The organism is Bradyrhizobium sp. USDA 4354 (assembly GCF_054060315.1).
In genome coordinates this window covers 3,514,044-3,538,691 of the sequence record NZ_JBSSDC010000001.1, presented here as the reverse complement: position 1 = coordinate 3,538,691, position 24,648 = coordinate 3,514,044, and the positions used below count along the sequence as shown (strand labels likewise).

At 58.6% G+C, this 24,648-nt stretch carries 20 protein-coding genes and 3 pseudogenes; 16 read left to right on the top strand and 7 right to left on the bottom strand.

Going from position 1 to position 24,648, the window contains the following annotated elements:
* Positions 1-1,246: 1,246 nt before the first annotated feature.
* From ACVIIV_RS16355 to ACVIIV_RS16345, 3 genes are all read left to right on the top strand, one after another.
* A complete protein-coding gene (locus tag ACVIIV_RS16355) occupies positions 1,247-1,624 on the top strand; it encodes a NolY (protein WP_456745069.1) in 378 nt (125 codons plus the stop codon).
* Between the two features lie 682 nt (positions 1,625-2,306).
* Positions 2,307-2,552 (top strand): hypothetical protein, encoded by a 246-nt coding sequence (locus ACVIIV_RS16350; protein WP_456745068.1) that lies wholly within the window; start codon positions 2,307-2,309, stop codon positions 2,550-2,552.
* Positions 2,553-3,435: 883 nt separating this feature from the next.
* Positions 3,436-4,161, top strand: coding sequence for an outer membrane protein (locus ACVIIV_RS16345; protein ID WP_456745067.1), 726 nt, complete (start codon positions 3,436-3,438; stop codon positions 4,159-4,161).
* A gap of 351 nt (positions 4,162-4,512) precedes the next feature.
* On the opposite strand, the gene ACVIIV_RS16340 is transcribed toward ACVIIV_RS16345, so the two are convergent.
* On the bottom strand, positions 4,513-5,238 hold the full coding sequence (locus ACVIIV_RS16340) for a LuxR family transcriptional regulator (RefSeq protein ID WP_456748742.1): 726 nt from the start codon (positions 5,236-5,238) through the stop codon (positions 4,513-4,515).
* Positions 5,239-5,722: 484 nt separating this feature from the next.
* On the opposite strand from ACVIIV_RS16340, the gene ACVIIV_RS16335 reads away from it, so the two are divergent.
* Positions 5,723-5,953 carry a hypothetical protein gene (locus tag ACVIIV_RS16335; RefSeq protein ID WP_456745066.1) on the top strand — a complete coding sequence of 77 codons (231 nt, stop codon included), beginning with the start codon at positions 5,723-5,725 and terminating at the stop codon, positions 5,951-5,953.
* Positions 5,954-6,537: 584 nt separating this feature from the next.
* On the opposite strand, the gene ACVIIV_RS16330 is transcribed toward ACVIIV_RS16335, so the two are convergent.
* Entirely contained in the window at positions 6,538-7,029 is a 492-nt protein-coding gene (locus tag ACVIIV_RS16330; protein ID WP_456745065.1) for a hypothetical protein, read from the bottom strand.
* Between the two features lie 366 nt (positions 7,030-7,395).
* On the bottom strand, positions 7,396-7,827 hold the full coding sequence (locus ACVIIV_RS16325; protein ID WP_456745064.1) for a hypothetical protein: 432 nt from the start codon (positions 7,825-7,827) through the stop codon (positions 7,396-7,398).
* Positions 7,828-8,137: 310 nt separating this feature from the next.
* On the opposite strand from ACVIIV_RS16325, the gene hemN reads away from it, so the two are divergent.
* Positions 8,138-9,475, top strand: coding sequence for an oxygen-independent coproporphyrinogen III oxidase (hemN, locus tag ACVIIV_RS16320; protein ID WP_456745063.1), 1,338 nt, complete (start codon positions 8,138-8,140; stop codon positions 9,473-9,475).
* 399 nt (positions 9,476-9,874) lie between these two features.
* On the opposite strand, the gene ACVIIV_RS16315 is transcribed toward hemN, so the two are convergent.
* Positions 9,875-10,207, bottom strand: coding sequence for a hypothetical protein (locus ACVIIV_RS16315; RefSeq protein WP_456745062.1), 333 nt, complete (start codon positions 10,205-10,207; stop codon positions 9,875-9,877).
* Positions 10,208-10,828: 621 nt separating this feature from the next.
* On the opposite strand from ACVIIV_RS16315, the gene ACVIIV_RS16310 reads away from it, so the two are divergent.
* From ACVIIV_RS16310 to ACVIIV_RS16300, 3 genes are all read left to right on the top strand, one after another.
* A complete protein-coding gene (locus ACVIIV_RS16310; protein ID WP_456745061.1) occupies positions 10,829-11,110 on the top strand; it encodes a hypothetical protein in 282 nt (93 codons plus the stop codon).
* A gap of 356 nt (positions 11,111-11,466) precedes the next feature.
* A complete protein-coding gene (locus tag ACVIIV_RS16305; RefSeq protein ID WP_456745060.1) occupies positions 11,467-13,074 on the top strand; it encodes a carbohydrate porin in 1,608 nt (535 codons plus the stop codon).
* Positions 13,075-13,407: 333 nt separating this feature from the next.
* Complete coding sequence (locus tag ACVIIV_RS16300) at positions 13,408-15,111, top strand: hypothetical protein (protein WP_456745059.1); 1,704 nt, start codon at positions 13,408-13,410, stop codon at positions 15,109-15,111.
* Positions 15,112-15,927: 816 nt separating this feature from the next.
* Here ACVIIV_RS16300 and ACVIIV_RS16295 read toward each other — a convergent pair.
* A complete protein-coding gene (locus tag ACVIIV_RS16295; RefSeq protein ID WP_456745058.1) occupies positions 15,928-16,173 on the bottom strand; it encodes a hypothetical protein in 246 nt (81 codons plus the stop codon).
* Positions 16,174-18,062: 1,889 nt separating this feature from the next.
* Here ACVIIV_RS16295 and ACVIIV_RS16290 point away from each other — a divergent pair.
* From ACVIIV_RS16290 to ACVIIV_RS16275, 4 genes and pseudogenes are all read left to right on the top strand, one after another.
* Positions 18,063-18,232 (top strand): annotated as a pseudogene (locus tag ACVIIV_RS16290) (IS66 family transposase); the annotation flags it as partial.
* A 345-nt stretch (positions 18,233-18,577) separates the two neighbouring features.
* Positions 18,578-18,990, top strand: a pseudogene (locus ACVIIV_RS16285) (hypothetical protein).
* Positions 18,991-19,005: 15 nt separating this feature from the next.
* Complete coding sequence (locus tag ACVIIV_RS16280; protein ID WP_456745057.1) at positions 19,006-19,671, top strand: SOS response-associated peptidase; 666 nt, start codon at positions 19,006-19,008, stop codon at positions 19,669-19,671.
* Positions 19,668-19,925: a hypothetical protein gene (locus ACVIIV_RS16275; RefSeq protein ID WP_456745056.1), complete on the top strand. Its 258-nt coding sequence runs from the start codon at positions 19,668-19,670 to the stop codon at positions 19,923-19,925. The genes ACVIIV_RS16280 and ACVIIV_RS16275 overlap by 4 nt, the downstream gene beginning before the upstream one ends.
* Before the next feature lie 833 nt (positions 19,926-20,758).
* Here the strand turns inward: ACVIIV_RS16275 and ACVIIV_RS16270 are convergent.
* Entirely contained in the window at positions 20,759-20,974 is a 216-nt protein-coding gene (locus ACVIIV_RS16270) for a hypothetical protein (protein ID WP_456745055.1), read from the bottom strand.
* Positions 20,975-22,446: 1,472 nt separating this feature from the next.
* Here ACVIIV_RS16270 and ACVIIV_RS16265 point away from each other — a divergent pair.
* On the top strand, positions 22,447-22,677 hold the full coding sequence (locus ACVIIV_RS16265; RefSeq protein ID WP_456745054.1) for a hypothetical protein: 231 nt from the start codon (positions 22,447-22,449) through the stop codon (positions 22,675-22,677).
* 31 nt (positions 22,678-22,708) lie between these two features.
* On the top strand, positions 22,709-23,089 hold the full coding sequence (locus tag ACVIIV_RS16260; RefSeq protein ID WP_456748932.1) for a hypothetical protein: 381 nt from the start codon (positions 22,709-22,711) through the stop codon (positions 23,087-23,089).
* A 279-nt stretch (positions 23,090-23,368) separates the two neighbouring features.
* Here ACVIIV_RS16260 and ACVIIV_RS16255 read toward each other — a convergent pair.
* Positions 23,369-23,554 (bottom strand): annotated as a pseudogene (locus ACVIIV_RS16255) (DUF3606 domain-containing protein).
* A 112-nt stretch (positions 23,555-23,666) separates the two neighbouring features.
* Here ACVIIV_RS16255 and ACVIIV_RS16250 point away from each other — a divergent pair.
* Together ACVIIV_RS16250 and ACVIIV_RS16245 are read left to right on the top strand one after the other, a co-directional pair.
* A complete protein-coding gene (locus ACVIIV_RS16250) occupies positions 23,667-24,200 on the top strand; it encodes an ATP-dependent DNA ligase (protein ID WP_456745053.1) in 534 nt (177 codons plus the stop codon).
* Positions 24,157-24,645, top strand: a complete 489-nt coding sequence (locus ACVIIV_RS16245) for an ATP-dependent DNA ligase (RefSeq protein WP_456745052.1) — start codon at positions 24,157-24,159, stop codon at positions 24,643-24,645. The genes ACVIIV_RS16250 and ACVIIV_RS16245 overlap by 44 nt, the downstream gene beginning before the upstream one ends.
* Positions 24,646-24,648 lie beyond the last annotated feature (3 nt).

Sequence of the window (24,648 nt, the reverse complement as noted above, 5' to 3'; positions counted from 1 at the left end):
ACGACACCCCTCAATCTTTCGAATCGACGCACGTGCGGCGCAAATGCGGTCGGATGGCCAATCGCAACGTCTGGCGGGCAATGTATCGCGCTGTCGCCTCCCCCTTTGCCATCATACTACGGCCCTCCGAGAAGATTGGCTCTCACGCACACTGCTAGGCCGAGGTAAATGCGTGCGCTGCATAGAATTCCGGCAGGCCAACTGCCCTCTCCACCGGTGCGGGCTGGACTTTTCGCCCTGACCAGGCGGGCAGCGTCGACAATCCGCCGCTGTCGCGGCCTTCAAACAAAGCAGTGCGGTCAGCCATCTGACTGCGCCAAGTGCAAGACAGATATTCTCCGGCCAGCACGAGGCACTGATGTCGATCCGTGTGATGAGACCAGCCTCTCGATCTTACTGCCCACCCCCGTACGGCGTGTGATCGTGGATTCTCACGCTGCTCGCGTCCTCAGTCTTCGTCGGCGGGCGGCACCCACACCCACTTCCTACAAACTGACGCCACTCTATCTCATTCTATGCGCTGGCGCTCTTCGATCATACCCTGACGCGGATATCCCATATCCGCAATCCTTACATCACTATCGGAACGAGTGGTGGACGTGCGCGATCTGCCGGTCTTGTATCTCAGCGCGCCCAGCTTCCAGGAGCCCATCCGCACCGTCAGCCTGCCAGGCATCGCCTGTCAGCGAATGCAGAGAGAAACCGCAGACGTATATAGGGGATGTTATTTCTGGGTTGCATGCCATGAGCTGGGACATAATTTTGTGTCATGATGAGGAGACCGGACTGGACCAGCTAACGGCGCATCCTCAGAAACCGCTTCGTCCAGCGCCAAACGCTCTGTATGGATTCTGCTGGCGAGCCCTCCGGTTACGCCTGGATCGCCATGTCAGGCGCAAGCATCCCGCAGCAGTTCGGGCGGCGCTTCTCGGCTTGCCGTCATCAGCGGTGTGTCCCCGCTGGCTGGAGTCACTGCCACTGCTCGACGCGCTGGACCGGCTCGACGGACCAATCAAATGACGGCCTATCTACAACGCTGTTCGCAGTTCTCTACGCTCGATTCCGCCTTTGCGGTTCTTCGCGGCACATGCCTGCCACCCTCTCCCTTCGGCGACTGTGAGTGCGCACCTTGCCTTGTGCAGCAGCCATTCGTTTATCGCCGCATCTGCCGTCTCGCGAACGGGAAGCACGAGCACAACCGTTACTCAGCCTGCTGCCCTGCATTTAACTACTTTGGAGCACGACCGTGGAACTTGACCCTTCCAATTCACGCACAGAGAACCTCGAGGATCGCATCGACCTGCAACTCGACATCGTGGCCGCCCTCATACGCGAAGAAGGCAACGAGCTCGAAGCAATCCGACTGCTGAACGCACTCACAAACCAAATGATTACGGCGGAACTGGAGCTCGGCCAGCTCGGCGACACGAGAACCGGGGGCCGCGCCGGCGACCGGCGAACGACGCGACTGTCGCGAGACCGTGGCGTTTACTACCCCGAAGACCTCCAGGTGTTGGGACGCCTTCTCGACCAGGCAGTGGCGGCATTACCGGCAGTGCTCCGAACTCGCGCCAACCAAATGAAGATCGCCAAACTAATTCTGTCACGTGCGGCAGCGGACTGAGATTTCATTTAGATTTTTCTGCGGTTGATCTTATCGAACGTTCATCGCTGGGCTGACTGCTACGGCCGTACGCACCAGGGATCGACGACTTGGCGTTTATGGGCTCACCGTCCCGTAAGCGCGCCGGTTCCGCTGGCTTTTCCATATCACAACTGTTCGCCGCCATGCTCGAAAGCTGGAGCCCGCACCGAGAGCAGGAGGCTGCGCGGGGTCGAGCAACGGCCGGCGGACACATGTCAGAAAGCAAACAAGCAGTGGCCGGAAAACGCCACACGCTTCCAGAAACGCTTCTTAGCTAGAGACTGCGAAAGGAGCGGAACGATCCATTTTCATCGATGTTCGGCTTGAGTCGTGATTGGCATGGCGCCGATCGTCCGACTGCAGGAAGAAGAACCGCAATTATTGACCGATACCGAGCAACAAGAGCACTTCGGCAACGAACGCGCGCGAACAACGCGAGCTCGTTTCAACCGCTTCAGAATTATTCGAATGCGCCTGGCAATACGACATTCGGGGTCATCGGAACTTCAACAAACATCTATAAATTCATTGAAGCATCGAGAGCAGCTCGATGTCCGAGCGTACTGCGGCTCTGATGTCTTACTTGCTGGGACAAGCCGCAGACTCTCGGTTTGCTTTTGCGAAGGTACTTCCTTGTATCAGGACGTCGTGGAGTGTTGAGATGGATCAGTTTTTATCCGAGCAAGTGCAGATGCAAGATGCTATCGTGAGCGTCGCATTTGATAAAGCCTGGCGCTTTGTTGAGAAGGATCCGTTTCTGGCGCATAATCGCAAGACGGTCCTCCGTAGCCGGTTGTGCACTTTCCTTGAGTCTTCGATAAAGAAGGGCGAACGGAATACTTTGAATCTGGCTAACGAGGCGATACGCAGCTTGCGGGCTGAACTGGCGCCGTCGACCGAGCAATAAGGCGCTTTAACCTCTACTGCCACATGAGTTTGGCTTGTTAAGGCTCTTGGAGACCTTATGCGGCGGGAAAACAACCGGGGCAGAGCGTGGTGGAGCTGACCTTAATCCTCATGTTCAGCCCCGCTGAAGACGAGCACGTTCGCGACGACTGTCGCCTATGCAGCTCTTCTGGTGACCCCAGACCAGTCACCTGGAACCCAGAGCAAGTCGGCGACGAGACGGGACAGCCGCGCCAATATTCGCTGGCGCTAGGAAAAGCCATACTGTTTCCTCTCCTGACCTTTGTCTTTGGCTAGGCACGAGCTTGCGCAAGTTCAAGCAAGAGCCTCGTCAAGCACAGCCACATCTGCTCCTTGACATCCGTCGATCGAGGTCGAGGTAGGAACATCGTGCTACACTTGCGATAGGTCCTGAGCCTAAGCGATCCAGGCCTGTGATCGCTGATCGCCGCATCGCTCACGATTGCAAGCGGCAGCACGACCGTCCTGCCGGAAGAATGAGCTTGAGCGCACGAGAGGCGTCCTCGATCAGCGGTCTTCATTTGTCGAACTCTCTGAATAGCGAGCACGCACGGGACGTGTTGGCGCAGCCTGGCTCGCTTAGTCAGCGACAGAGGGAGCCAAACAGCTCGCAGCACTGCGTCCCGTCACAGGCCATCACGAACGAATCGTGTTCAAAGAAGCATCTGCGCGAAGCGACCAGTGTCATGGCCCCAGCATTTCGGTCGAGGCAGTGAATGGCAAGTTGCGCGCTCCACAATCTGACGCGGCGTACGATTGGACCCACTTCTTTCGAAGACATGTTGTGCGACAGTTACAGCAATTCGCGATCATATTGTTAAACGCACGGCGCCGGGGGGCATCGAAAGGAAACGACACTCGAAATGAAAAAGATTCTGATTCTGACTGCAAGCATCGGCGCACTCGGTGCGGCCGCTCCGGCATTCGGCACGGACTTGGCCGGGCAGCCCGTCAAGGTCAAGGCGCCACCGCTGCCGGTCGCAGCCCCGATTATCGACTGGTCCGGCTACTATATCGGCGTCAATGGCGGTTGGGGAACGAGCCACAATTGCTGGGATTTCAATGGCGTCACTCCTGAGGGCTGCCATAATTCGACTGGCGGGACCATTGGCGGCCAGATTGGCTATCGTTGGCACATCTTCAACATGGTCTACGGCATCGAAGGTCAGGGCAACTGGGCCGACTTCAGCGGCTCCAATGTCAGCACCGCCTTTCCGGCAAACACCGTTGGCACCACGACGGATGCGTTCGGTCTCCTCACGGGGCATATCGGCTACGCGTTCAATGCCGTCCTACTTTACGGGAAGGGTGGTGCTGCGGTGACCAGCAACACCTATCACCTCAACTCGGTCGCTTCTCGCACCGAGCTTGCCAACAGCAATGATGTGCGTTGGGGTGGGGTGCTGGGCGCCGGTGCCGAAGTCAGCCTCACGCCGAACTGGTCAGCTGGCGTCGAGTACAACCACTTGTTCATGCAACGCAGTAACATAAGCTTCCCAGCGGCTCTTGGCGCGGATCGCGTGCACCAGGATGTCGATCTCATCACGGCACGGCTCAATTACAAGTTTGGCTCGCCCTTTGCCAAATAGAGAACTCCACGCGGTTGCGTGAATCGGGAGCCTCCGACTGCGGTCGGGGCTCTTACGTCAGATGCTCCTCTCCCCCGCGGCACCCCCGCCCCAGTTCCGAAGCACCAGTTCCGAGCTCGTCTAAGTAATGGATCCAGAGGCTGGCTGGAGTGTGGCCGAGATGCCGCCAACAGACCGGGGGACCAGGTCAGTCGATCCGACAATTCATCGATCTCATGAAGTCCCACAACCTCACGCAGCGTGAGATAGCGGACTTGCTCAAGGAGCGTCGTACCTGCGAGGTCGCCGAAGGTGCCATGCTCAACATGCCAGAAGCTTACGATTTGGCTGTTAGTGCCCCGTTCTCAAAATTCAAAGAACATTGAGGCGAATAGCAATAGCGACCGCTTGAATTCGGCTGGTTGCACCCAGCTTGCGCATTGCATTCTTGACATGAAAGTTGACTGTATTGTCGCTGATTCCCAGGATCTTCCCAATTTCCCATGACGATTTCCCCTCTGCCACCCACCGCATGCAACTGATCTCTCGCTGCGATAGTGCCACTTTTCTTTCGCAACCATTATCGCAGGGACGAGCGATGTCGCCATAGGCGGTGTGAAACTGCCAGGCCAGCGCGTTGAGATGACCGATGCGGTCCTGAGGATCAGCATCGTCGAACGCGGATGCAAACGACACCACAGATATGCGCCCCAAGGGGCCAAACAACGGTACGCTCATGCCGTGCTTCAGCCCCGCCTCTCTCGCCTCGTCCAGTACGCGTCTTTCGTCCGGTTGAAGCTGATAGTAGTCGGCGAGTTGATCCCACAAAAACGGCCGCGAAAGCATCGGGGTCCGCCGGACCACCGGATCGATAGTATGGTACTTGCGCTTGAAGTATCGGTCGCACCAGTCTGGCGGCCACTTCACAGCCACACTCGGGGCTGGGTACTCCGCCAGCCGAAGTGGCTCAACGAAGTTGAGAGCGCCGTATGCGACTTCACTGAAGCCTTCCTTGGTGGCACAGCCTACAAGAAGCTCGAATAGCGCTCTGAGTGAATGAGTCTGGTTCGCGCATTCGGTGAAGCTAAAGAGGTCCATGATGGGCGCCTCAGTACGACGATCGAGCTCCCCGCCATCGTGTTCGATTGCGCTTGCTTCAGGCGGAGCCAAATTCCATTCCATGACCTGAACTCTTGGGTTTGTTCACGTGAAGTCTGAGCGCTCGCACTCTGCGTCAGAGGCCTTTCCCGAAGCGTTGCCCTGCCGCCAGCTGCGCCGGTATGATCGTCCCGTCAAACAGGCCGAGATGCCGTCACCATCCCTGGTCAGAGGCTGAACGGCACGCCGCAATCGAAGCGCCGTTGCACATACAAAGTGATCGGTCCAGCTCGCCGATGACGCACTTGCCAAATCGGAGATCATCGCGCCGTCATCCGTGTTGATGGTCTGTGCCATCGATGCGGACCCAAGGCTGAATCGCCTTTTTGATGCCGGAAGTGATGGAAGGTCCGAGGGCTGTGGCGGCTCAGCTGGCGACACGGACCAAACAATACTGGCGGCTAGAGGCCCGGCCCTGTTCAGATTGGATGGCGAGAAACCAGCGTCCGGTCCGAACGACGCTTCGCTTTGTCTCAAGGCCGAGCACGAGGAGAAACTGGCCACTGAACTCCGCGATACAGGTAAGATAGAGCACGCCGATGCGCTTGGCGGTGCCGGACTTGACCCGCGCGTTGTCGGCATCGATTCTCTGCTTGCCGACGAAGACATCATGAGCGTCATTTTTCTTCCCTATCTTGCGAATTGCTATCGCTGACCGTCGGCTGATCCTCCGTCCTATGATGGCGGCGGGGACGCGATCGATGAGCAACTCGGAACAGCCGAGGCAGAAGCCATACTCGCATGATTGCCCGGCGTCTCAGCCGGTCCGTCCGGCAGGTCCGGCGCAAACGAACCGAAGGGCCAGAAAATGGCCGCGTCAAAGGCGCAATGGATACGCGTCGTCCCGAGACCTGCTTGATGCAGAGGATACTTTGCATGCGCATCTCCAGAAGGGAGAGGACCCCGGGTCAGACCAGCAAGTGTCGTACCAACTGTATATTTTGCGGAAATCAAGTTGCAACAGAGGTTTGAAACGCGGACGGTTGGTTCCGCAGTAAGTGCATTGAAGCAATCATGACATCGGGAAGAAAGGCGACAGCGTCATTTGTGCGAGCCGCGGCACGAGGACCTAGATCAAGAAAAGTGCAGCTCCTCTCGGCAGCCGCCTCGACTCCAACCGTCAGTGCCGCAAGCGCAGCCCTCTCGCAGCCCAGTCAAGTACCAACCTTGGCAATTGATGGGGACGGCTGGCGTTTTTCTGGTATGCGTTGACAGAGATGCGCCCGCCGGCACTTGCGCTCAACATTGCTGTCGCGACTTTTCTACGTGGCTCTTCAACCGCAACAAAGCCGTACACTGGATAATTCTGCGGCCGCATCTGCTTTCATCGATGCCAAGACGCTTGCCGGTGGCTCTATTGTGCTCGGGAAAGCATTTACAGAATACTGACCGGATCGTCCTTCTTCTGTCGAGCGCCGAGCCGCCGATCGCATTTGCGAAGCTGCGCTCCGGGCGAGCGTTGTGAGGTGGTGAGCTGCATTGGAGCCGGAACGGCACGCCGCCGAACCAAGGCGCCCCGACGCACTTCGCCGGGTTGAAAGTGCGCCGGGTCCGCCCCAACATCATCAGTACATCCGTGATGATGCTTGCGGCAATGAGACAAGCAGCGTGGCGGAATTGAGGCTCATGCATTTTATACTTGAAGTTCAAAAATGTTTTCGTGAGCTGCTCCAAAGGACTTGAATCGCACGTAGCGTCACGTTGTATGATCGCGCACTTGGCGGTCATCATCTAGCTATCAACTTATTTTCCTCGACGCGCCGGCCTTGGACGGAGGCATCCGATTCGTCTCGCATCTGCGGAGAGGTGCTGCGCATACCGAAGGTAAGCTGCGAGACGCCACTCGCCTCCCCGCCAGCCATCGCTCCATGCTTTCGGGTTCTTGGATTCGCCGAAGGATGATACCGGCTGGACGACCGATCGAACCGTTCACCTGCTGGACGACGTCCGCGCCCAGCTCTCTGTTGCCGATCGCCTCAATCGTGTCCTAGGAAACGGCTGGAAGCAGCGCTTCGCGCTCGAGCTCGCGCACTTCGCCCTGGGATTGCTGCTAGCCCTGCTCAGCCTTGCGCTCCAACTCCTCGATCGTTTGGGCCATCAGTTCAACCGTTTGATCCTTCTTGAGCACACCGAAGCGCGTGGCTTCGTCAGCTTCGTGCCTGGCTTTGGCCTTGTGTCGCCGATTGAGACCTGTACGCGCTCTTCGATGCCCAGATCGAGTTCACGTTTCTTCTTCATCAAGGGGCCGGTTGCTTGCGGATTAGCACGGCCTGAGCCTGCTGCGCCTCGGGAAGCTTGGCATTGTTTGACTCCAGTTTTTTGGCGAAGCTCGGCCGCTTCGGCAGTTTGTGCCAGCAGCTCGGCCGCCCCAGCGTCTCGAGCCTCCTTCGCTTCCATGGCGACGAGCTGGCCTCGCTCGGCAGCTAACCGCTCGGCGACCTGGTCCTCGATCTGCTCGCGCTGGGTGGCCCCTTGCTCCTGGCGCAAGGCCTCGGCCTTGCGGGCAACCTCGGCATGCTTGTCCGCCAATTCTTGCTGAAAGCGCCGGCGGGTCGCCTCATTCAGGGAGCCGTAAGACAGTCGGTGAGGTGAATCTCGCGATTGCAGTTCGGGTGGGCTGATGCGCGGCGCCCGCCGCGGGTGTTTTCAGGTTCATGAGCCCTCCTGATAATCGTTCAGGAGCGGCTCGCACTCGGACTAGCGGCCGCTAAGCTGCGTTGGCAGTGACATCGAGAGCAGGACCAGATCTCAGGAGTAGTAGGCGCGTTTGACATAACGCAAAGACACAAGAGAGGGCATCGGCCAGCTTCGTGCTGTTTGAGCATGGGGAAGTTAAGCCTTGCAGTCCTCCCTCCTGAACAAGTATTGCGATGCTCGCCTGCCTTGGTACACCATCTACCCAACCGTAGCAGATTTCTCCGCGGCGGTCGGTCCAAAGACTTTTGAGACATGGTTGAGGCGGCTGCCGCGCGACGAACCCGTATCGCTCTACCTCCACGTTCCATTCTGCCGCTCGATCTGCTGGTATTGCGGATTCCCTACACGCCTCACTCGTAGCGAGCGACCGATCCGCGATTATTTAGCGGCGGTGCAGGATGAGATACGCTTGGTCGCAGAGCAAGCGCCGCCCGCTCTGCCGGTGAGCGACGTGCATTTCGGTGGCGGGACGCCGACCACCATTGCGCCGACCGATTTCCTGGCCTTGATGGAACGCCTGCGCCGCTGCTTCGCGTTCAGCAAATCAGCTACCATCGCCATAGAAATCGACCCGCGTGCGTTCACGGCCGAGATGGTTGAAACGTTACAAGCGGCCGGGGTCAGCCGCGCGAGCATCGGCGTGCAAAGCTTCGACCCCGTGGTTCAAAGGTCGGTCAACCGCGTCCAGAGCGAGGTGCAGACGGCTTCTGTCGTCGAAAGTCTTCGCCAGCATGGAATAAGCCGCATCAATTTCGATCTTCTCTTCGGACTGCCGCGTCAGACGGTGCGGTCCTGCGTGGACTCCGCGCGGACGGCTCTGGCCATGCGGCCCGACCGGCTTGCGGTTTTCGGCTATGCTCACGTCCCCTCCTATATGAAACGTCAGCGCCAGATCGATGAGACGGCGCTGCCGGACAATGTCGCCCGCGCTGAGCAAGCCGCGGCCATTGCCGATACCTTGGTCTCGGCCGGCTACCGCCAGATCGGGCTCGACCATTTCGCGCTGCCCAACGACGAGCTCGCGCTGGCGCAGAAAGTTGGTCGGCTGCGCCGCAACTCGCTGGGTTATTCGGCTGATACCTGCAAAACCGTGATCGGCTTAGGTCCGTCAGCCATCGGCCGCCTGCGTGACGGTTACGTCCAGAACGAGATCGCAACTGCTTCCTATCACCAACACATTCAGGCTGGCCGTCTGGCAACCTCAAAAGGCTACTGTCTGACCGCCGAAGATCGCCTCCGCGCCGCAATCATCGAGCGTCTGATGTGCGATTTGCAGGCCGACGTACCAGGGATTTGTGCTGCTCACGGATTTGATCCGATTCCTCTTCTCGATTCGGCCGACCGCCTGGGAATGCTTGCAGAAGACGGGATAGTGGAGATTGAAGAGGGATTCATTCGAGTCAAGCAGGAGCACCGGTTTGTCATTCGCGCCGTTGCTGCCGCGTTCGACACTTATCTCGACCGCATTCCTATTAACTAAGCCACGCATGTGAGCAGATCCCAACCTCTAAGCTCTTCGCGAGGGAGCGATCCGAGGAAGCGCCTCGGGCAGACAGGCCAGATTTCGAAGATGCAGCGGCGGTGTGATGACACGACCTTTCAGATATGATCTCAAAACTGGCGGGACTGAATAGAAGAGAGCTGATTTAAAGGAAGGCGCAGCGGGTGCCGCCGTTCAGGGCCACGGCTCGATCATGCGGAAAGTGCTCTGCGCCACCTGTCCTGGAGTGCGCTCGATGATAGTGACGGCCTCAGCGACATGCCGCTGGAGACGAGGGCGCCTGCACAAGCTTCGTGTATTTTACGGCCGGAGGCAGCTTTGCGAGGCTACGGTCCACCTCATCGAGCACAGTTGACCACGCCTGCAGCGTCTCAGACCTCAAGGCTCGGCTGTCTTCGGTCCGGCGATCACTGGCGCGCCTCCGACGGAAACAGGCCCCTGTGGTTTGGACCGCCCGAAGCGTTTCCTGGCGACGCTCGAAGCAGCCGGGGCTGGCGACAAAGGTGGCTCGGACGCAGCAGAAGGGACAGGTGTTAAACTCTGCAGCGAATCGATCCGCGAAGTCAGCATGGTGATCTGATCCAGGATCCCTTTGAGGTCATCCCGCTGGGCATTGATCCGGCTGTTGAGTACTGCGATCTCGTCGCCGGTTTTCTGCTGTGCCCAGTTTATCTCAAACAAGGCTGCCCTGTCTTCCAGTGACAGGCTCATCGTTGAGTCCCGGGCTTCCGGCTTCTCGACAAACGCTTCAAGGTTAGCCCAAAGCCAGACGCCAGCAGCACACGAGCTGACGAGGACAAGCGGGAGCACCAAAACCGGGAGAATCCGTCTTGACGGACCGCGCAAGAGCGGCCGCAAGTCTGAAGCGGCCGCTTGATCAATCAAGTCCATTGTCCCTCGCCCAAGATCCCATTTCAGTAGGCTTGTTTGTCGACGCGATAGGCTGCGATGCTCACGCGCTCCAGGAGCTGCCAGCGTCGACAATAATCAATCTTGCCGAGCCCCGATCGGCTGCCCTGCTCCTATGAAACGCTACTTCTTGAGCAACGCAACGCGACAATTTGCGCGCGTTCTCCATGATAGCGTCGCCAGCAAGCAACGGTACTCATCTTAGCCGGCGATGGCGCAGCATTTTTTTACCATTCAGAAGAACCCTGGAGATTTTCTTTCCCACGGCACGAATGCAAATCGTTCACTCATTCCTGCAGTGTGTTCGATGGAGCCCCCTTACGGCGACGAGACCACGGCAATGGTCGATTGGAATGGCAAACACTGTATCTGGTCAACTACCAATTCCGGCAGATTGTTCGAGATGACAGGGACGTGGCAAGCGTGACCAACAAACGCCGCACACGTCAAGGATTCGGATGCAAGACAGGTTTTGCCGCGCTCACGGCAGCCAGCAACTGTTCGCCGATACACGCCAAAGCTGCTCGATGGCTGATTCCTGCGCTCTCCGCGCCGATGGCGTTGGATGTTGCGGTGAGGTTGCCGCGCGGGCAACTTCAAGCCTGGCGATTGTCGCGTGTTTCGCTGACAACCACATCGCTAAAGCGCGTCGTGAATGCAAGCCTCTTGCACGGCGAGCCTTGCTTTCCGGAAGATGCCGTTTAGTTCAGAAAGCCGCCTTCGATGCGGATGCGCGACAGCGCCAGACTCGCTCCACTCACAGTGAGCAGAGCGGAGATTCGCAACGTTCGGTGGCCGGGACAGCAAGCCCCCGCGCGCTCGTCGTGAGCATTTGCCGAGCCAGCCCCTTCCTCTGGCCCTCGGCGCACCGGCGTTATGCACCAGCAGAGTTTCGGACCAGATCATCATCGCGCCGCGAGCTGAGAGGTTCAGCAAGCCTGAGTGACTCTCTTCGGATGGATCGAGTTCTGTCTCGTCGCCCTCGCCCTCGGACGCGAAAACGCCGGGAGCTCACTGTGGGCCAATCAGGCCGCAGTCCAATCTAATCATGGCCGGCAGACATGGACCCGAAGTACGCCATGCGTGATTGCCTTCTTGCGACGAGCTCGCGTCGGACATACTCGGCTGCGGCAGCACTTTCTTTCAATTTCAGACCGCGCGAAAAGCCATCTGGGCTCGTTATCGCATTTTCGCTAGCGGCTTGTCTGGTCGGCAATTCCGTCCTGGCGCAAACCGCGAGCGGACCTGATCCTCGTAACCACCCTGTGGATCAGACCGGCAAGAAAGGAAACACTTCCGATCGGGCCGCAAAGCTCCCGATCGACCTGGTTCATCGGGCAATCCGCCCTCCTGCCCCGGCGCCAGCAGCAAGTCCCGGAGTGCCTTTCGAGAGGCGCGGCAATGCGGGCAGGCGTGCTCAGACGAGACCGCAAAAGACGATCGATCCCTTCGAAAGGTACGACAAGCTGCGTGAAAAAGGGTTGTGGTTCAACATACCTGGCCCTGCGGACACGATTGATCAGGACAAGGACGGCGTTAGATCGGCGCTGGCAGATGTCGGCATCGGTTACGTCGGCTGGACACACAACAGCTTTGTAAACAACCAGCTGCCGAATGCGGCCAGAAGCACTATCGCAAACCAGCTCTATATGGGCCAAAATCCGACCTTCGCGTCGGTAAACCTCATGATCATCACCTACGATCTCAGCCGGTTTGGCATTGCCGACGGACAGATTGTCGTAGGAGCCGAGCAGCAATACTGGACGTGGGATCGCCCGGGACCAGATCGAGTGGGAATCAATACGCTCGCCTACTACCAGACTTTCTTCGACAGGACGCTAGAACTCAAGCTTGGCTACCTCAGAAACCAAAATGAGTTCACCGGCATATTGTTCGGAGGGATTACAGGATCGAACATGTCTGCTTTGTTCCAGGCAGGGATGAGCACCAATGCCGCGCCCACGCCGGCGGTCAACTTGAAGTACAATTTTGACGATCGCTTGTACAACAAGGTCTCTGTCCAGCGCTCAATCAGTCCAGATGGTCCCTATGCCCAGATAACGGAGAATCCCACCGGCTTGAACTGGAGCACGGCCAATGCAGGCATCCTTCTCGTTGAAGAAGCCGGCTACAAGAGCAAGGCTGCCGCCGGCGTATCCGACACGTGGCTGCGGGCGGGCCTTGGTTTCAACAGTAGCCGCTACACGAATTTGGCGGATTCCAAGCAACAAAGGGAGAGCGGGAATAATTTTCACTACATCGCTGCGGACAGGCAGCTCTGGCAGAGTGACGCCCTTGGGTCGCCGTCTCGCGGCATCTACGGCGGCTTCTCCGTCATGGGGGCTCCACCTGACCTCAACAGGATCAGCCGGTATTACGAGCTTCGTCTTTATGCGAAGGGAGCTTTTGATAGTCGGCCAAGTGATCTAATTGCTCTCGTTGCGACCAACACTGCCTGGAGCAAGCTTGCAGTGGATGCTGCTCTGGCTAAAGGCCAGCTTGCGCACCGCGAGACCACAGCAATCACGGGGACATACACCGCGCATCTCGCTCCGGGGATATATGCAAGCGTCGGATTGTCATACATTCATAACCCGACAATCATCACACACACGCGCCAAACGGAACACGCGCTCAATCTGTTGGTATCTACGTTGATATTCTTCTGATCATCGCAAGCGCCCTTCTGTTCCTGCTTCTCGTGACGCATGGGACCTGAGCTTCGCGATCTCTTTGAAGGGATCAGCCTGCATCTCCGCTATACGAGCCCGTCAAGTCTGATGTGACGGGACGCCAGCTGGAAGAGATTACGGAAAAGGATGTCGTTAGTTCTCCAGGGAGGATCGGGGCGGATTGTTGAGGAGAGGCTGGTCCCGAGCGCCGTCATTTCCAGGGTTGGCCATCGCGAATAACTCCCAGTACGGAACCATGGCCAGGTCAGGTTCTCGAAAGCTTGCCCGACTACAGAGACCTGTTCAGGTGATCCTGGAGGTGAGGTTAGCGTGGACCCGCAAGATTTTGACCCATTTGACGTACCAGCTTGGTCGCAGGGGCAGGACGCCGTCTCGGAAGCGCCGCAGACGAGCCCGGCCGCACGAGATCGCTTTGAGCAGCACTTGGCCGAGGCAAGGCAGGCAGATCCCGCTCCCGTCGGCGCTCGCGACCACTATCTTCATCTATCTACAGAAGACCGGGACCTTATCGACAGGGCGATTGCTCAATATGCGGCTCAGAAAAACCTGCAACCGAGCACGGTCAGTTCCTATACTCAGGCACTTCGTCGACTGGCGAATGATCTGCGCGCTCGTGGCCAAACGACTGATTTAGAGGACCACGCGTCCTTGCTTGCTCACGCAAATACTTACTTTCTGAAAGACATGGCCATGAAGACAGGCGTAAGCATTCTTCGTGCGTATCATGAACCCGACCATTTAGTTTCTCGCGGGCGATCGCGCGCGCTCCCATCAGCGAAAAACACATCTAACGATAGCCAGCAATCCCCGGCGATGGATGCACGTGCCAGGAGCAATCTCCTGGCAAGTGAAGAGGTCCTCATCAATCATGAGCATGACATCGCTCAATCGAGAGCAGCGAAGAGACCGAGGACGCTGAACGATCTGGAAGAGGTGGTGCTATACCGGCAGCCAAGCGCAAACGCCGCTTCAGGAGGAAGTAGCGGAGCAACGCGGGTCCCCTCAGCAGGCGTCCGAATCCGGGCGCAGTGGGACAGTCGGCCTCTTTATCCCGAGGATGCTCCCGCTATCCTGAGCCTTGAGGAGGCCCTCATCAAGGGCGGGATGACCGCCACCCCGGCGAAGCAATATGCAAGTTCTCTTCTTGGCTATAGCCGTTGGCTCTTCGCAAAAGGCAAACCAAGCATTGTTGCTCGGGTGGACGGCAAGTCGCTGACCGAGGGCGGTGACTTGCACGAGTTCGGCAAGAGCGACAGACTTCTTAAAGCATTAGAGCATCTGCGGACCTTTCGGTCGACGGGCGTGCCCATCGTGCGTCCGGGGCGCACTCGCGCCAAGCTGAATCCTCGCCCCCAGAAAGTGCCTCCCATCAATCCCGAAAGCGCGTTACTGACGGAACCGATACGCATCGACGGCGCCGCTGCACAGCACCGCGCGTCGCACGAAGCTAATCGGCAAGAGGAGCATCAGGCGGGGCAGGATAATCAACCCGTCCCGTCGGCTCTCCTCGAAGGACAGGTCGCGGTCGATCCAGAGCAGCTTGCTCAGGAGCAGCTTCGGCGCGTAACGGATCATCTTTATGACGAAGCCATCCCTTTGCCAGTTTCCCTCCCGTCAGAGGAGCTTCAGCAGCTGGAAAAGGAATTGCGTGACGAACTCCAAAGGCAATGGGAGGATCCCCCTGGCCCCTCGTTTTCCCTTGATCCAGAGGAGTTTACCATCGAACCAGAGCAGTTCTCTCCAGGGGAGCTTTGGCGACTGCTCGAGGATGAAGACGCACAGGAGCTTGTTGAAGAGCGAGCTGATCAACCCGCCACGTCTGCTTTCGTCGAGGAGCAAGTTGCATTCGATTCGGAGCAGCTCCCTCACGCAGATCTTCGGCGAGTACTGGATCGTCTCGATGATCAACCCGGCCCCTCGCCGGTCTCCGTCGCTCCAGAGGACCTTCAGCAACTGGAAAAGGACTTGCACGACGCGATCCACGGACTAGGGAACGATCACTTCGCCCCTTAAGAATTTAGTTTCGACCCAGAGCAGTTCCCTGCAGGGGAGCTTCGGCGGCTGCTTGATGATGAATAGGCAGAGGAGCTTTAGGACGGGCTAGATGATCAACCCGCCCCGTCCGTTTTCGTGCATCGGCACATCGCATTCGACAGTTCTCAGGAGTGAGCTTTGGCAAGTGCTGCAGGGTAGCAACCGACCACAACCCTGGCTAATTTAGTCGCCATCGCCGCAAGGCCCTCGGCATCCGCCGGTGATGAGAACGCCCGGTTAGCGCTCCGCCTTCCGCTCACGGAAAGGAGCGCGCCATAACCATCAAGCGTCGCACCCGAACAAAGCACACGAAAACACTTCAAGAGCGTTGGCCGAGGAGGCTGCTCGTTTCAAGGAAGCCGGAGCACAGCTGCCGCCCGGCAACCAGCGCGAGCTATATCTCAGGCGAGCCCGGCAGGCGGAAACAGCCTCGCGCATGAATGAGTGGTTGACCTCTCCCGGTCTGCAGCCGCCGACCGTGTTGAATCATATGCTAAGACAGGTCAAGCGGGGTCGAAGCGCCTCGGATTAGGAACCAGTGGTTAGCTGACAGGATTGGCGCTGTCGTGCGAGAGTCGTTTGACAAGTCCTTCACGGTCGTTGAGGCGAAGGGTGAGGAGGGTGGAACGCAGGTTTGGTTCGCGGTAACCAAGCCCAGCCAGGCGCTAACGCTGGTCCTACCCGCCCCGGAAGGATCGACTGCCGAAGTACTGGATGTCGAATTGACGGCTGCGCAGCAGCGAATGTTCGAAGAACTCAACCTCGAACCCGGGGACGTTCATAGGTGGACAAAGACTAAGAAAGCTTCCGCCTTTCGCTTTCAGCCCTATTCGCGGCCTTTAGCTGGTGTCCGATGTGGTCTGAGATGTCGCCGATCTCAGCCTGCAAGTCGGCTTCGGAAATACCCTGCCCTTTGGCGGCCTCGACAAGGCGCTGAGTAAGTTCGGGCACATCCTGCGAAGCGCCGGGAGTCCGATACTGCTCGACAGGGTGAATGCTATTCTCGATCCAGAAATCGACAAACTCGCGCGCCTTGCTCACCGTGCTCCCCTAAGCCAAACCATGGCTACGGTTAACGCTGGTCGGGAAACAGAGCAAGTCCTACATTAGCGGCCGCTTAGGAACTCGTGCCAACCGAGACGCGCGCTACCGTTGAAATAGAAAAAGTCTGTGCGACTCGCTGGCGAAAGTCTCACAGGCATCCCACCCGCACCGGTTGGCACTCACGCGGCGCCCCTAGAAGAGCGCGTATGCGTGCAGCGATCTTCCGCGCCTCCTTCGGCCCGAGATTGGGTTTCACGCTATCGAGAATGTCTACCATTGCCTGAGCCTCCTCGGCATCAAATGTCGCAACTTCGCGATCTGATAGACTCAGAGACTGATCGGCCGCGCGAACCTGATTGGCTGCAAGCACCGCAAGCGCTTGCGACCGCAGGGCCGCGATGTGTCGCTCGAATATATGCATCCGTTGGCCCGTACTGCGCCCATGGATTTGCGCTGTAAACTTGATGGCCAGCGCGTCCTCGAAGACTGTCGTTGGCCACCCTTGCTCCCGAGAGGTCCAAAATTCCCCAAAGGGGCCACCAAGTAGTACGTCCAGAAGTACAGCAGGGCACCTACCAGAATTGGTTGGCAAGCCTGTTCAAATCCTGGGGGGAAAAAATCTCGTGCTCGAACCCGGGCGGCCCAATAGTAGCAGTGTAGTTTACATCCCGAAGAGTGAGGTTCTTCTCCGGCTCAGACACGGTTGGCAGCACGTTGTTTAAACGCTTTCCATCCTTTAGCTCTTCCGGCGCCCATTGGTCTCCGTGCTGCCAGCTCGGAGGGCGCATAAAAGAGACAAACTCGGCAGCGGCTGCTCATTTCGCGGCGACTGTTCACCTTCCAGCATTCGTCGAAGGTCACCTGCAGGGAAATTATAGTCATCTAGATCCAAGAGTGACGACTCGTCCGATTCGCCGTCGCCAAGCAAGGAAAGAAGCTCGCCTGGAGCGAATTGCACGGGATCGAAGTTGAAGCACTCTGGGTCGACGAGCGCCTACGCCCCTGGTTCAACACGAGGCTTGGCGGTACCTCCACCAAACTGCGCATGAGGCCGTCAATTGAGTGGGGTGGCCGTCTAACAGTCGCAGACGTTTTGCTGTAGGGCCGCCCGTGAGCGACGGATTTCGAGTATCTAAGGCAACGCTTGACCGGGGGGCGGACGGACCGTCATGTCGCTGGGCGCTCGCCGCTTCTGCAGACGCACTGAGATGACGGAACCAATTCAAGCAATCCAGCGCCTTAGGCAACCATTGCCCGATTGTGGCCCGCCTTTACGTAGGCGCGCAGCTGAGCGCCATTGCGCCCAGAGATCGATAGCCCCTCAGCCCCGAGACTATTTGTCAAGCGGGCAAGATTATTCGCGTACCGCGCCCCGACTGCAGCGTCCACTTCTCCACTTGCTATCGCAGCAGCCATTGCCCGTTCAATCAAGCTCCGATCTGCACTAGACAATCGCGGATAGCACTGACAGAGATCATCCGGCAAGAAGGGATGCTGCACCTGCTGCTCGAACGCCAGCACCTACTCATGCAAGCCCGTCCTGCATGGCGGAGTGCGGCATATGAGACCAAGCTGTTAAGTTGAAGTCGTCCACCCCCTTTGGAAACGCTCAGAACCCAAAGAGTGACATCGACGAACGATCAGCAACAGGAAAGCAGTGCGGCGCGACTCGGAGCTTACCGACCAGGGGGGCTGATTAAAGTACGGTCCCTGCCGCATCCGCACTGCCGTTGAGTTTAGCGGAAATGTGACTCGGCGCCGACCGTTCTGGTGAGATAGCGCTGTCCCTGCCACATCCCGTTAACCACAACGGCTCTGTATCGGGGCTAGCTTACTGAAAGCTGACGGCGCCGCCTAGCTATCGCATCCTCCTCGGGTACGTCTTTGCGCATATCGGTCGATCCTCGGAAAAGATGGACGCTGATCAGCTACAGCTTGTGCTGGAGGATATCGATTAGGCCGTCGCGGCCCTCGAAGCAGCCGAGGATCGTGCCAATCCTAAAAATGCGAGAAGAGAGCTGCCGAGCGCAGGGCCAATCGCGGTCAGTTGCCGGACTTTGCCACGAACTCTCGTGCGTCGATCGGCTGTCGGTCGATATTGGCGGCCTGATGCGCTTCCTCGGTGGCCCGCATCACGCCGCTGGCGTCTTCAAGCGATGTGCGAACGGTGTTGCCGCGCCGCGCCAGTTAAGCATTGCGCGGCGAATGTCGTCGAGCCAAGCAGCGAACTCGGTCAGTGGGCCCGCCCAATGGCGAATCGTGCCGCTGGTATACTGGTGCTAGCGGCGGCCCAAGCTCTGAAGTCGGAAATGAGCCTCTCGTCTTGCGCGGACGGGCGGCTGCGCGAAAGTCTCCCGGCGATAATTTGCTAACGGTGTTGGCTCATGCCTTTGATGGTCGGATGTCCACGAAGTCGCGCCAATACCTCTTTGGCACTCAAATCAAGATGTCAGCTGAGCGGGCCAAGCTCGCGCGCAAGGAAGCTGACACGCTTGCCTGTGTGGCTGGAACGAGCGCATGCTAGGCTACAAGGGTCCCGCGCAGCCATCGCCGACGATCGGAGATGCGATCAATGGTGGATACCCGTATCTCGAAGTCCGATGTCTTGGCTGCGACACCAATCAAACCGTAGCGCTCGACATCATTCGCCGCCCCAAGACGACGCCGATGCATGAACTCGAACGCTACATGCGTTGCAGGGACTGTTCGCGGCTGCGGGGCTATCCGTATAAGCGAAGCATGCTCGTCGCGCTAAGACCAACAAAGATTTCAGCCAACCACCCGCCCTCGACCTGGTGGCCGGGCGAGCGCTAAGGGGCAATCGTCTTTATGTGCAATCTCTACAGTATCACCACCAATCAGGCCGCCATTCTGGGGCTGTTTCGGGTGGTCAACCGCTACGCCGGCAACCTGCCGGCAATGCCATCTGTTTTCCCAGATTACCCTGCGCCGGTCGTGCGCACCGCGGAAAACGGCGGACGCGAGCTCGCGATGACGCGCTGGGGCATGCCGCCACCACCACGTGTTGGAGGTCCGCCGGTGACGAACATTCGCAACACCTCATCGCCGCACTGGCGCGCTTGGCTCAAGCCGGAGCACCGCTGCTTGGTCCCTGCGAACAGTTTCTCAGAATATGCACCAGAGCCAAATCCGGCTACGGGCAAGAAGGACGTCGTTTGGTTCGCCCTGACTGAGGACCGGCCGCTATTTGCCTTCGCCGGCATTTGGACGACCTTCAATGGTGACCGCGGCACCAAGTCGAAGCCGATCCTGGGGCCGCACCAGGTCTATGGCTTCCTGACAACAACACCGAATGCGGTAGTCGAGGCGTTTCACCCCAAGGCTATGCCGGTCATCCTTACAATGGATGAGGAGCGGGACGTTTGGATGCGCGCACCATGGGACGAAGCAAAGGCGCTACAGCGGCCGTTGCCCGATGAGGCCCTCAAGATAGTGGCGCGTGGGGATTCGAAGGAAGATCAGGCCGCCGTATGAAGCACGTTGAGATTCGCCCGCTTGCCGATCCTGAAGCGGCTGGCCGCAAGCTGCTTGAGTTGGCAAAGAGCGTTGAGGCCGTTCAGGACGGTCTCATCTACATCGAGAAGATCAACGCGCCGTTCCTCTTTACGCTCAAGGGCAGTGCCGGCGAATTCGGTACTGGCCTGAAGTTCGCTATTGAGCGCCGTTGGCTCGAGCTGCACGAGAGCGGAACCTATGTCAGGTTCTTGAAGGCAGAGTCCGCGATTTGACGCGACCTCAAAAGAGGAAGCCCGGTGTGCCTAGGAGGCCGGGCCCATAGCCTCAGCAACGGCTGCACCGTCGTTCGGCTATCAGCCCCTTAAGTGCGAAAGAGAACGATCGTTCCTTCTGGAATTTAGAGCACTTTCCAAATTCAACTTAGGACACCTGGGCTTAAATTACGGACAGGTACCGGTGCGTAAGAACGTTCCGTGAAACGAGAACAAGCGGCCGCAGGCGCCGCCTTGTGACGGTTCCTGCAGCCGGTGCCACGACGTTCCGCACGATCGCCGGGGCACCCCAACTCGCTAGCATAGAGACCGGCCAGCGTGAACCGGCGGGCCTCTCGTCAGTGCCTTAGCTGGAGCTGCTCCAGTCCATCCTCGATCACTCGGAGGTCATCAAGCAAAGCATCCCGAGAGTCAGTCGGATTAACGCTTGATGTGGACTGTAGCTGTTCGAGCAACTGGCGCCGCAGGTCTCGCATATTCTCCAACGCTTGCCGGTTCTTCAGACGTACGTAAGCCGAGACGATCTCTTCAATGCTTGTTGCCAATGGGTAGATCCAAATGTAAAATTCTAAAACAGGTTGTATTGTAACCAATTCGAGATAATCAGCAAGCCGCCGTCACATAGACTTTGGCAACCAATCAGGCCCAGGGGGCCCTTCGGACGGGGCCGTGGGGATAAAGGTACTTACGATGCAGCTTTGATCGCGGCATGCCCGACCTCACCCCCGCCGTACCAAGGACGATGCCCAGCTGACTTCTGCGGCGAGGCAGTCACACACATTCTCGCCGCACACCGCCGGGCTGCCGCGTAGAGCCTCACTGCAGAACGTCCTTTAGCGTTGGAGCATCGGTAGAAGCCGCTGTCGATCTTGCTGACGCTGCCGCTGGTTCTCGCGCATTACTTCCAGTTCGGCCTGCGCGCTGCTGACATCCTGGTGTTGCTGTTTCAGGTCGACGATCATCGCCTCCTGCTCGACCAGCCGCCGCTCAGCTTCAACGACATTGCGCTCCAGCTGTCTCAACTCATCGAAGAGTGCGTCGTTAAACATGAACCAAGCGCGACCAAGGTCAGAAGAAGAACGGCCCCAGCACAACCCTAAATGCCGGGGCCGTCGGAGGTTGCTTGCCTTTGGGGGCAAAGCACAGCCAGCCTAGACCCGCCCGGAATTTTATTATGTCCACTTTTGCACAGAGCCGGTTTGTAAGGCCTGCGGCAGGCGTGGCGCCATCAGCCGGTGGGCCAAAGGAGTAGAAAAGTTGGCGGAGACTGCGTGGCTAGCTCTTTTCGCAACCTTGAAGTTGCCGCACTTCCTGATGATCGCAGGGACCTTGCTAGTAGTCACCGGCTCCATTGGCGTCCTCGTCAGCAGGAGGAAGGCGGAAGAGGTTGATCCCTCTCCCGACCCAACCGATCGATACTTCCCGCCCGCAGATGCCGCCCCTGCCAAAGCTCATCGGTTCCGGGGAAAGAGAAGCAGAAGCGAAGACCCGCCGGCGTGAACCGGCGGGTCTTGAGAGTGCGAGCCGAAGATATCTCTAACGGGAAGCTCTCGCGCGCGCAGCATTCAGGTCTGCTTTTACGCCTGAGATTGCTGCGTCAGCCGGCTGCCGACTTGGGGGCGGTTCATTGAGGTCTCGCGCCCATGGTGCCCCTGATCTAACTGTCGAACCGGAAATGACCCGATCAGAGCTCACGCAAGCAGAGACAAGTAGGACAGGAAGACCGACCAAAACCACCCGCATTATCGCTTGGATGCCCATGCTCGCCTAACCGAGATGCCTCCGAATCGATCCTCCAGATCATCGCCATGAAACCATTTTCCCTGGGCTGCGAAGTCGGCCTGAAACAAACGAGGCCCAGCCTCCTCCCTTCCAGCGCATGTCCCAGAAGGGGAACTATCTCTATGATTAGCCCAACGTGGACTCGCAAAGCACGCAAGCTCGTTGTCGTAAATTTGCTGATCGGCGCAGCCGCTCTGTTAGGATTGGCCGCTCACGAGCCAGTCTCAAGTGCTGCCCTCGGTAGTGAATGGCAATGCAGCAGAGCGGCATTTGTCCTAACGACGTGTCAGCACGTGGCTGCCGAAGTTGTGACGCAGAAAACGACCGCTCTCGATTAGTCGACAGCACGACCATGCGTTACGTGGCATATGCCTGTGGGGCGTCGCTCACGACCTATGAGTTGGAGTGCGGCTGCGACGATGATGCTAAAGCGTCGAGCTGTGAAATTCCTCGAAGCGCCCCCGGTGATAGAGGTCTGGAGCGGTCCTCGGCGGGTCGCAAGATTCACGGTGGATACCACAGGCGGGGCGCCGGGTACGGCGGAAGCCAACCAGCGCCGAAGAACCGGGTAGGACTTTGCTCCCTACCTGATGTCCTCCAAGCAGCGGCCGGTCCGGCCCCCCCCCCGCCCTAACTTTCCTACCATCTTGAAACCAGATCAGGCCTCTCTAAGTCTTGCGCCGGAGGGGGCTCCTCCGACCTTTGAAAGGATTGCTCGTGACCGTCGAGGATGACGATGATGACACTCGAAGAAAAGCTCGCCCGCTTGCGAACCCACCGCAATAACATTCACCGCTACCACCGGCTGCTCAAGACCCGCCTTTCCGATCTGGAGCGCGAGTACATCGAAAGCCGTCTCTCCGAGGAACGAGAGGCGCTGGTAAGCCTCGCGCGCACGCCGTTCCCCATTCCTTTCAAAATGCCACCAGCAGAGCAGCAGCCCCAGACCTTCAAGCCTGAGGTGGCTTGAGCTTGCCGGTGCGCATCAGGAGGTCGCTCCCGTGCGACAGCGGCCCATTAACGGCGTCGAGCCGGAAAGCACCGAGGATGACATTACGCGTGAGTTGCTCGGCCCGCGGGGCGTTCCGGGCGCTCCCGACCCCGCCCGCATGGTCCCGCAGGTCGAGAAGAACACGCCAACGCACATAAGGTGGAGAACCCCAAGCTCCGGCGATGAACCGGCCGCCAGAAACCGGAACCTTGTTGATCCGGTCACGGGCGGAGAGGTGGAACGGGCAGTGACCAACCACAATTCTTCCGCATGGCGGGGCGCCTTTGGTTGCGGTGAAGTGATGCAGAACGCTCAGACGTACATCAACATTGCCGCTCTAATCGCGCTCGCTGGTTGGTGTGGTCTCTGTTTCAAGATGGGCTGGTACTGATCGAACGCGCCCGGCGTAGACCACATCGGCCCCAGCCTGAGGTTTTCGGAGAAAACGAGCTGGGACCGAGCGGTCTGCCGCTGTCTGGTCGGCAAATCCAAAAAATCATCCCCTTGGAATTCAAATTTGTGAATCTGACGCAAAAGCTCCAGCCCGCGGGGGACGAGCTGGAGCCAAGTTTTGGCAATAGGTCTTGCTTCGATGGGCACGCAAGACCGATCATTGAACTGGTGGCGGGGGCGCTCGTTCCTGGGAATCGATGCCGAAACACTACGCCCCTCATCGGCCCAAGCGCCGCTCCACCTTCTTGCGGCTGCTGCCCACCTTCTTGACCGCCTTCTTCACGGCGGAAGCCGAACGGCGAGTCTTCTTCGCCTCATAGCTAACCTCCTAATCCTGTCCGCCCGCCACGCGTGCCCGGTCCTGCTTGCGGCCGCGAGCGGTCTGTTTTTTCGACTTTGCCATGCTAGCTCCTCCATGTTGGCACAACGCAACGCGGCCAAGATTTCGCAGGTTCCGATTCGCCTTCAAGCCAAAGGCTACCTAGATTTGACTCCGGTCAGTGGAGTTCTCGCGTATGGCCTCACCGTCAATCGTCCCGAACGATCGCCTCGACCGCGATATCTACCTGGTGCTGGAGGATTTTGTCGCACGTGCCGGATGCGCCTGGCGCGAGACCGCCTCAGCTGGGCGGCTGAAGCCGTTGGGTCTGCTCCGGCTTTTGGGGGGCTCTTTGGGACGGCCGGAGCAGAGAAGAAATTCGCCAAATTGCCACTTGCTCCCGGCTCGTAAATCGACCCGAAGTTCTTATCTTCGCCCCATGCGTATGGCGTACGAGCTGTGCCTGGCGACAGCCGGCAAGCAGGTCCCCGACGGACCGGATTGGATTCACGAAGTAAAGCACGACGGCTATCGTATGCTGGTCATCCGCGAGAACGAACGCGCGCGCCTCCTCTCGCGCAACGGCAGCGACTGGACCAAGCGTTATCCCTGGATCGCCGAGGCCGCGCTGAAGAACCGCCAGAAGCGTTTCGTCATAGACGGCGAGGCCGTGGTGCTCGGCGTAAATGGAATTTCCGATTTCAACGCGCTGCACTCCCGCAAAACATGAACAAGAAGTCCAGCTTTACGCCTTCGACATTCTGGTGATGGGCGGCGACGACTTGCGCGGTTTGCCTCTGCACCTCCGTAAGACAAACCTAGAGAGGCTATTGGCACGGCGGCCAGACGGGATCACGGTGGCACCGTTCGAGCGCGGCGAGATCGGTCCCGACCTTTTCCGGGCAGCCTGCCGGATGGGCCTAGAGGGCTTGGTCTCCAAACATCGCGATCGGCCGTACCGCGGCGGCCGGCAGAAGCATTGGATCAAGGTAAAGAACCGGAGCCATCCGGCGACGGACGGGAGTTATGAACTCCGTCTGACTGGGATCAGACAGAGAACTCGGGCGCTGCGCGAGTGGTGCGTCGGGCGGCCTCGGTGCATCCGCAAGCCAGCCCCGGGAAGCTCGAGATCGTGTGGCTTTGAGAACGAGGCACATGAAGAAGCTACGCACTGAGGT

Coding starts and splice junctions, on each gene's coding strand:
- ACVIIV_RS16350 (WP_456745068.1), top strand. CDS start 2,307: ATGGATCAGTTTTTATCCGAGCAAGTGCAGATGCAAGATGCTATCGTG.
- ACVIIV_RS16345 (WP_456745067.1), top strand. CDS start 3,436: ATGAAAAAGATTCTGATTCTGACTGCAAGCATCGGCGCACTCGGTGCG.
- ACVIIV_RS16340 (WP_456748742.1), bottom strand. CDS start 5,238: ATGGACCTCTTTAGCTTCACCGAATGCGCGAACCAGACTCATTCACTC.
- ACVIIV_RS16330 (WP_456745065.1), bottom strand. CDS start 7,029: ATGATGACCGCCAAGTGCGCGATCATACAACGTGACGCTACGTGCGAT.
- ACVIIV_RS16315 (WP_456745062.1), bottom strand. CDS start 10,207: ATGAGCCTGTCACTGGAAGACAGGGCAGCCTTGTTTGAGATAAACTGG.
- ACVIIV_RS16305 (WP_456745060.1), top strand. CDS start 11,467: ATGGACCCGAAGTACGCCATGCGTGATTGCCTTCTTGCGACGAGCTCG.
- ACVIIV_RS16280 (WP_456745057.1), top strand. CDS start 19,006: ATGTGCAATCTCTACAGTATCACCACCAATCAGGCCGCCATTCTGGGG.
- ACVIIV_RS16275 (WP_456745056.1), top strand. CDS start 19,668: ATGAAGCACGTTGAGATTCGCCCGCTTGCCGATCCTGAAGCGGCTGGC.
- ACVIIV_RS16270 (WP_456745055.1), bottom strand. CDS start 20,974: ATGTTTAACGACGCACTCTTCGATGAGTTGAGACAGCTGGAGCGCAAT.
- ACVIIV_RS16265 (WP_456745054.1), top strand. CDS start 22,447: ATGACACTCGAAGAAAAGCTCGCCCGCTTGCGAACCCACCGCAATAAC.
- ACVIIV_RS16250 (WP_456745053.1), top strand. CDS start 23,667: ATGGCCTCACCGTCAATCGTCCCGAACGATCGCCTCGACCGCGATATC.
- ACVIIV_RS16245 (WP_456745052.1), top strand. CDS start 24,157: ATGGAATTTCCGATTTCAACGCGCTGCACTCCCGCAAAACATGAACAA.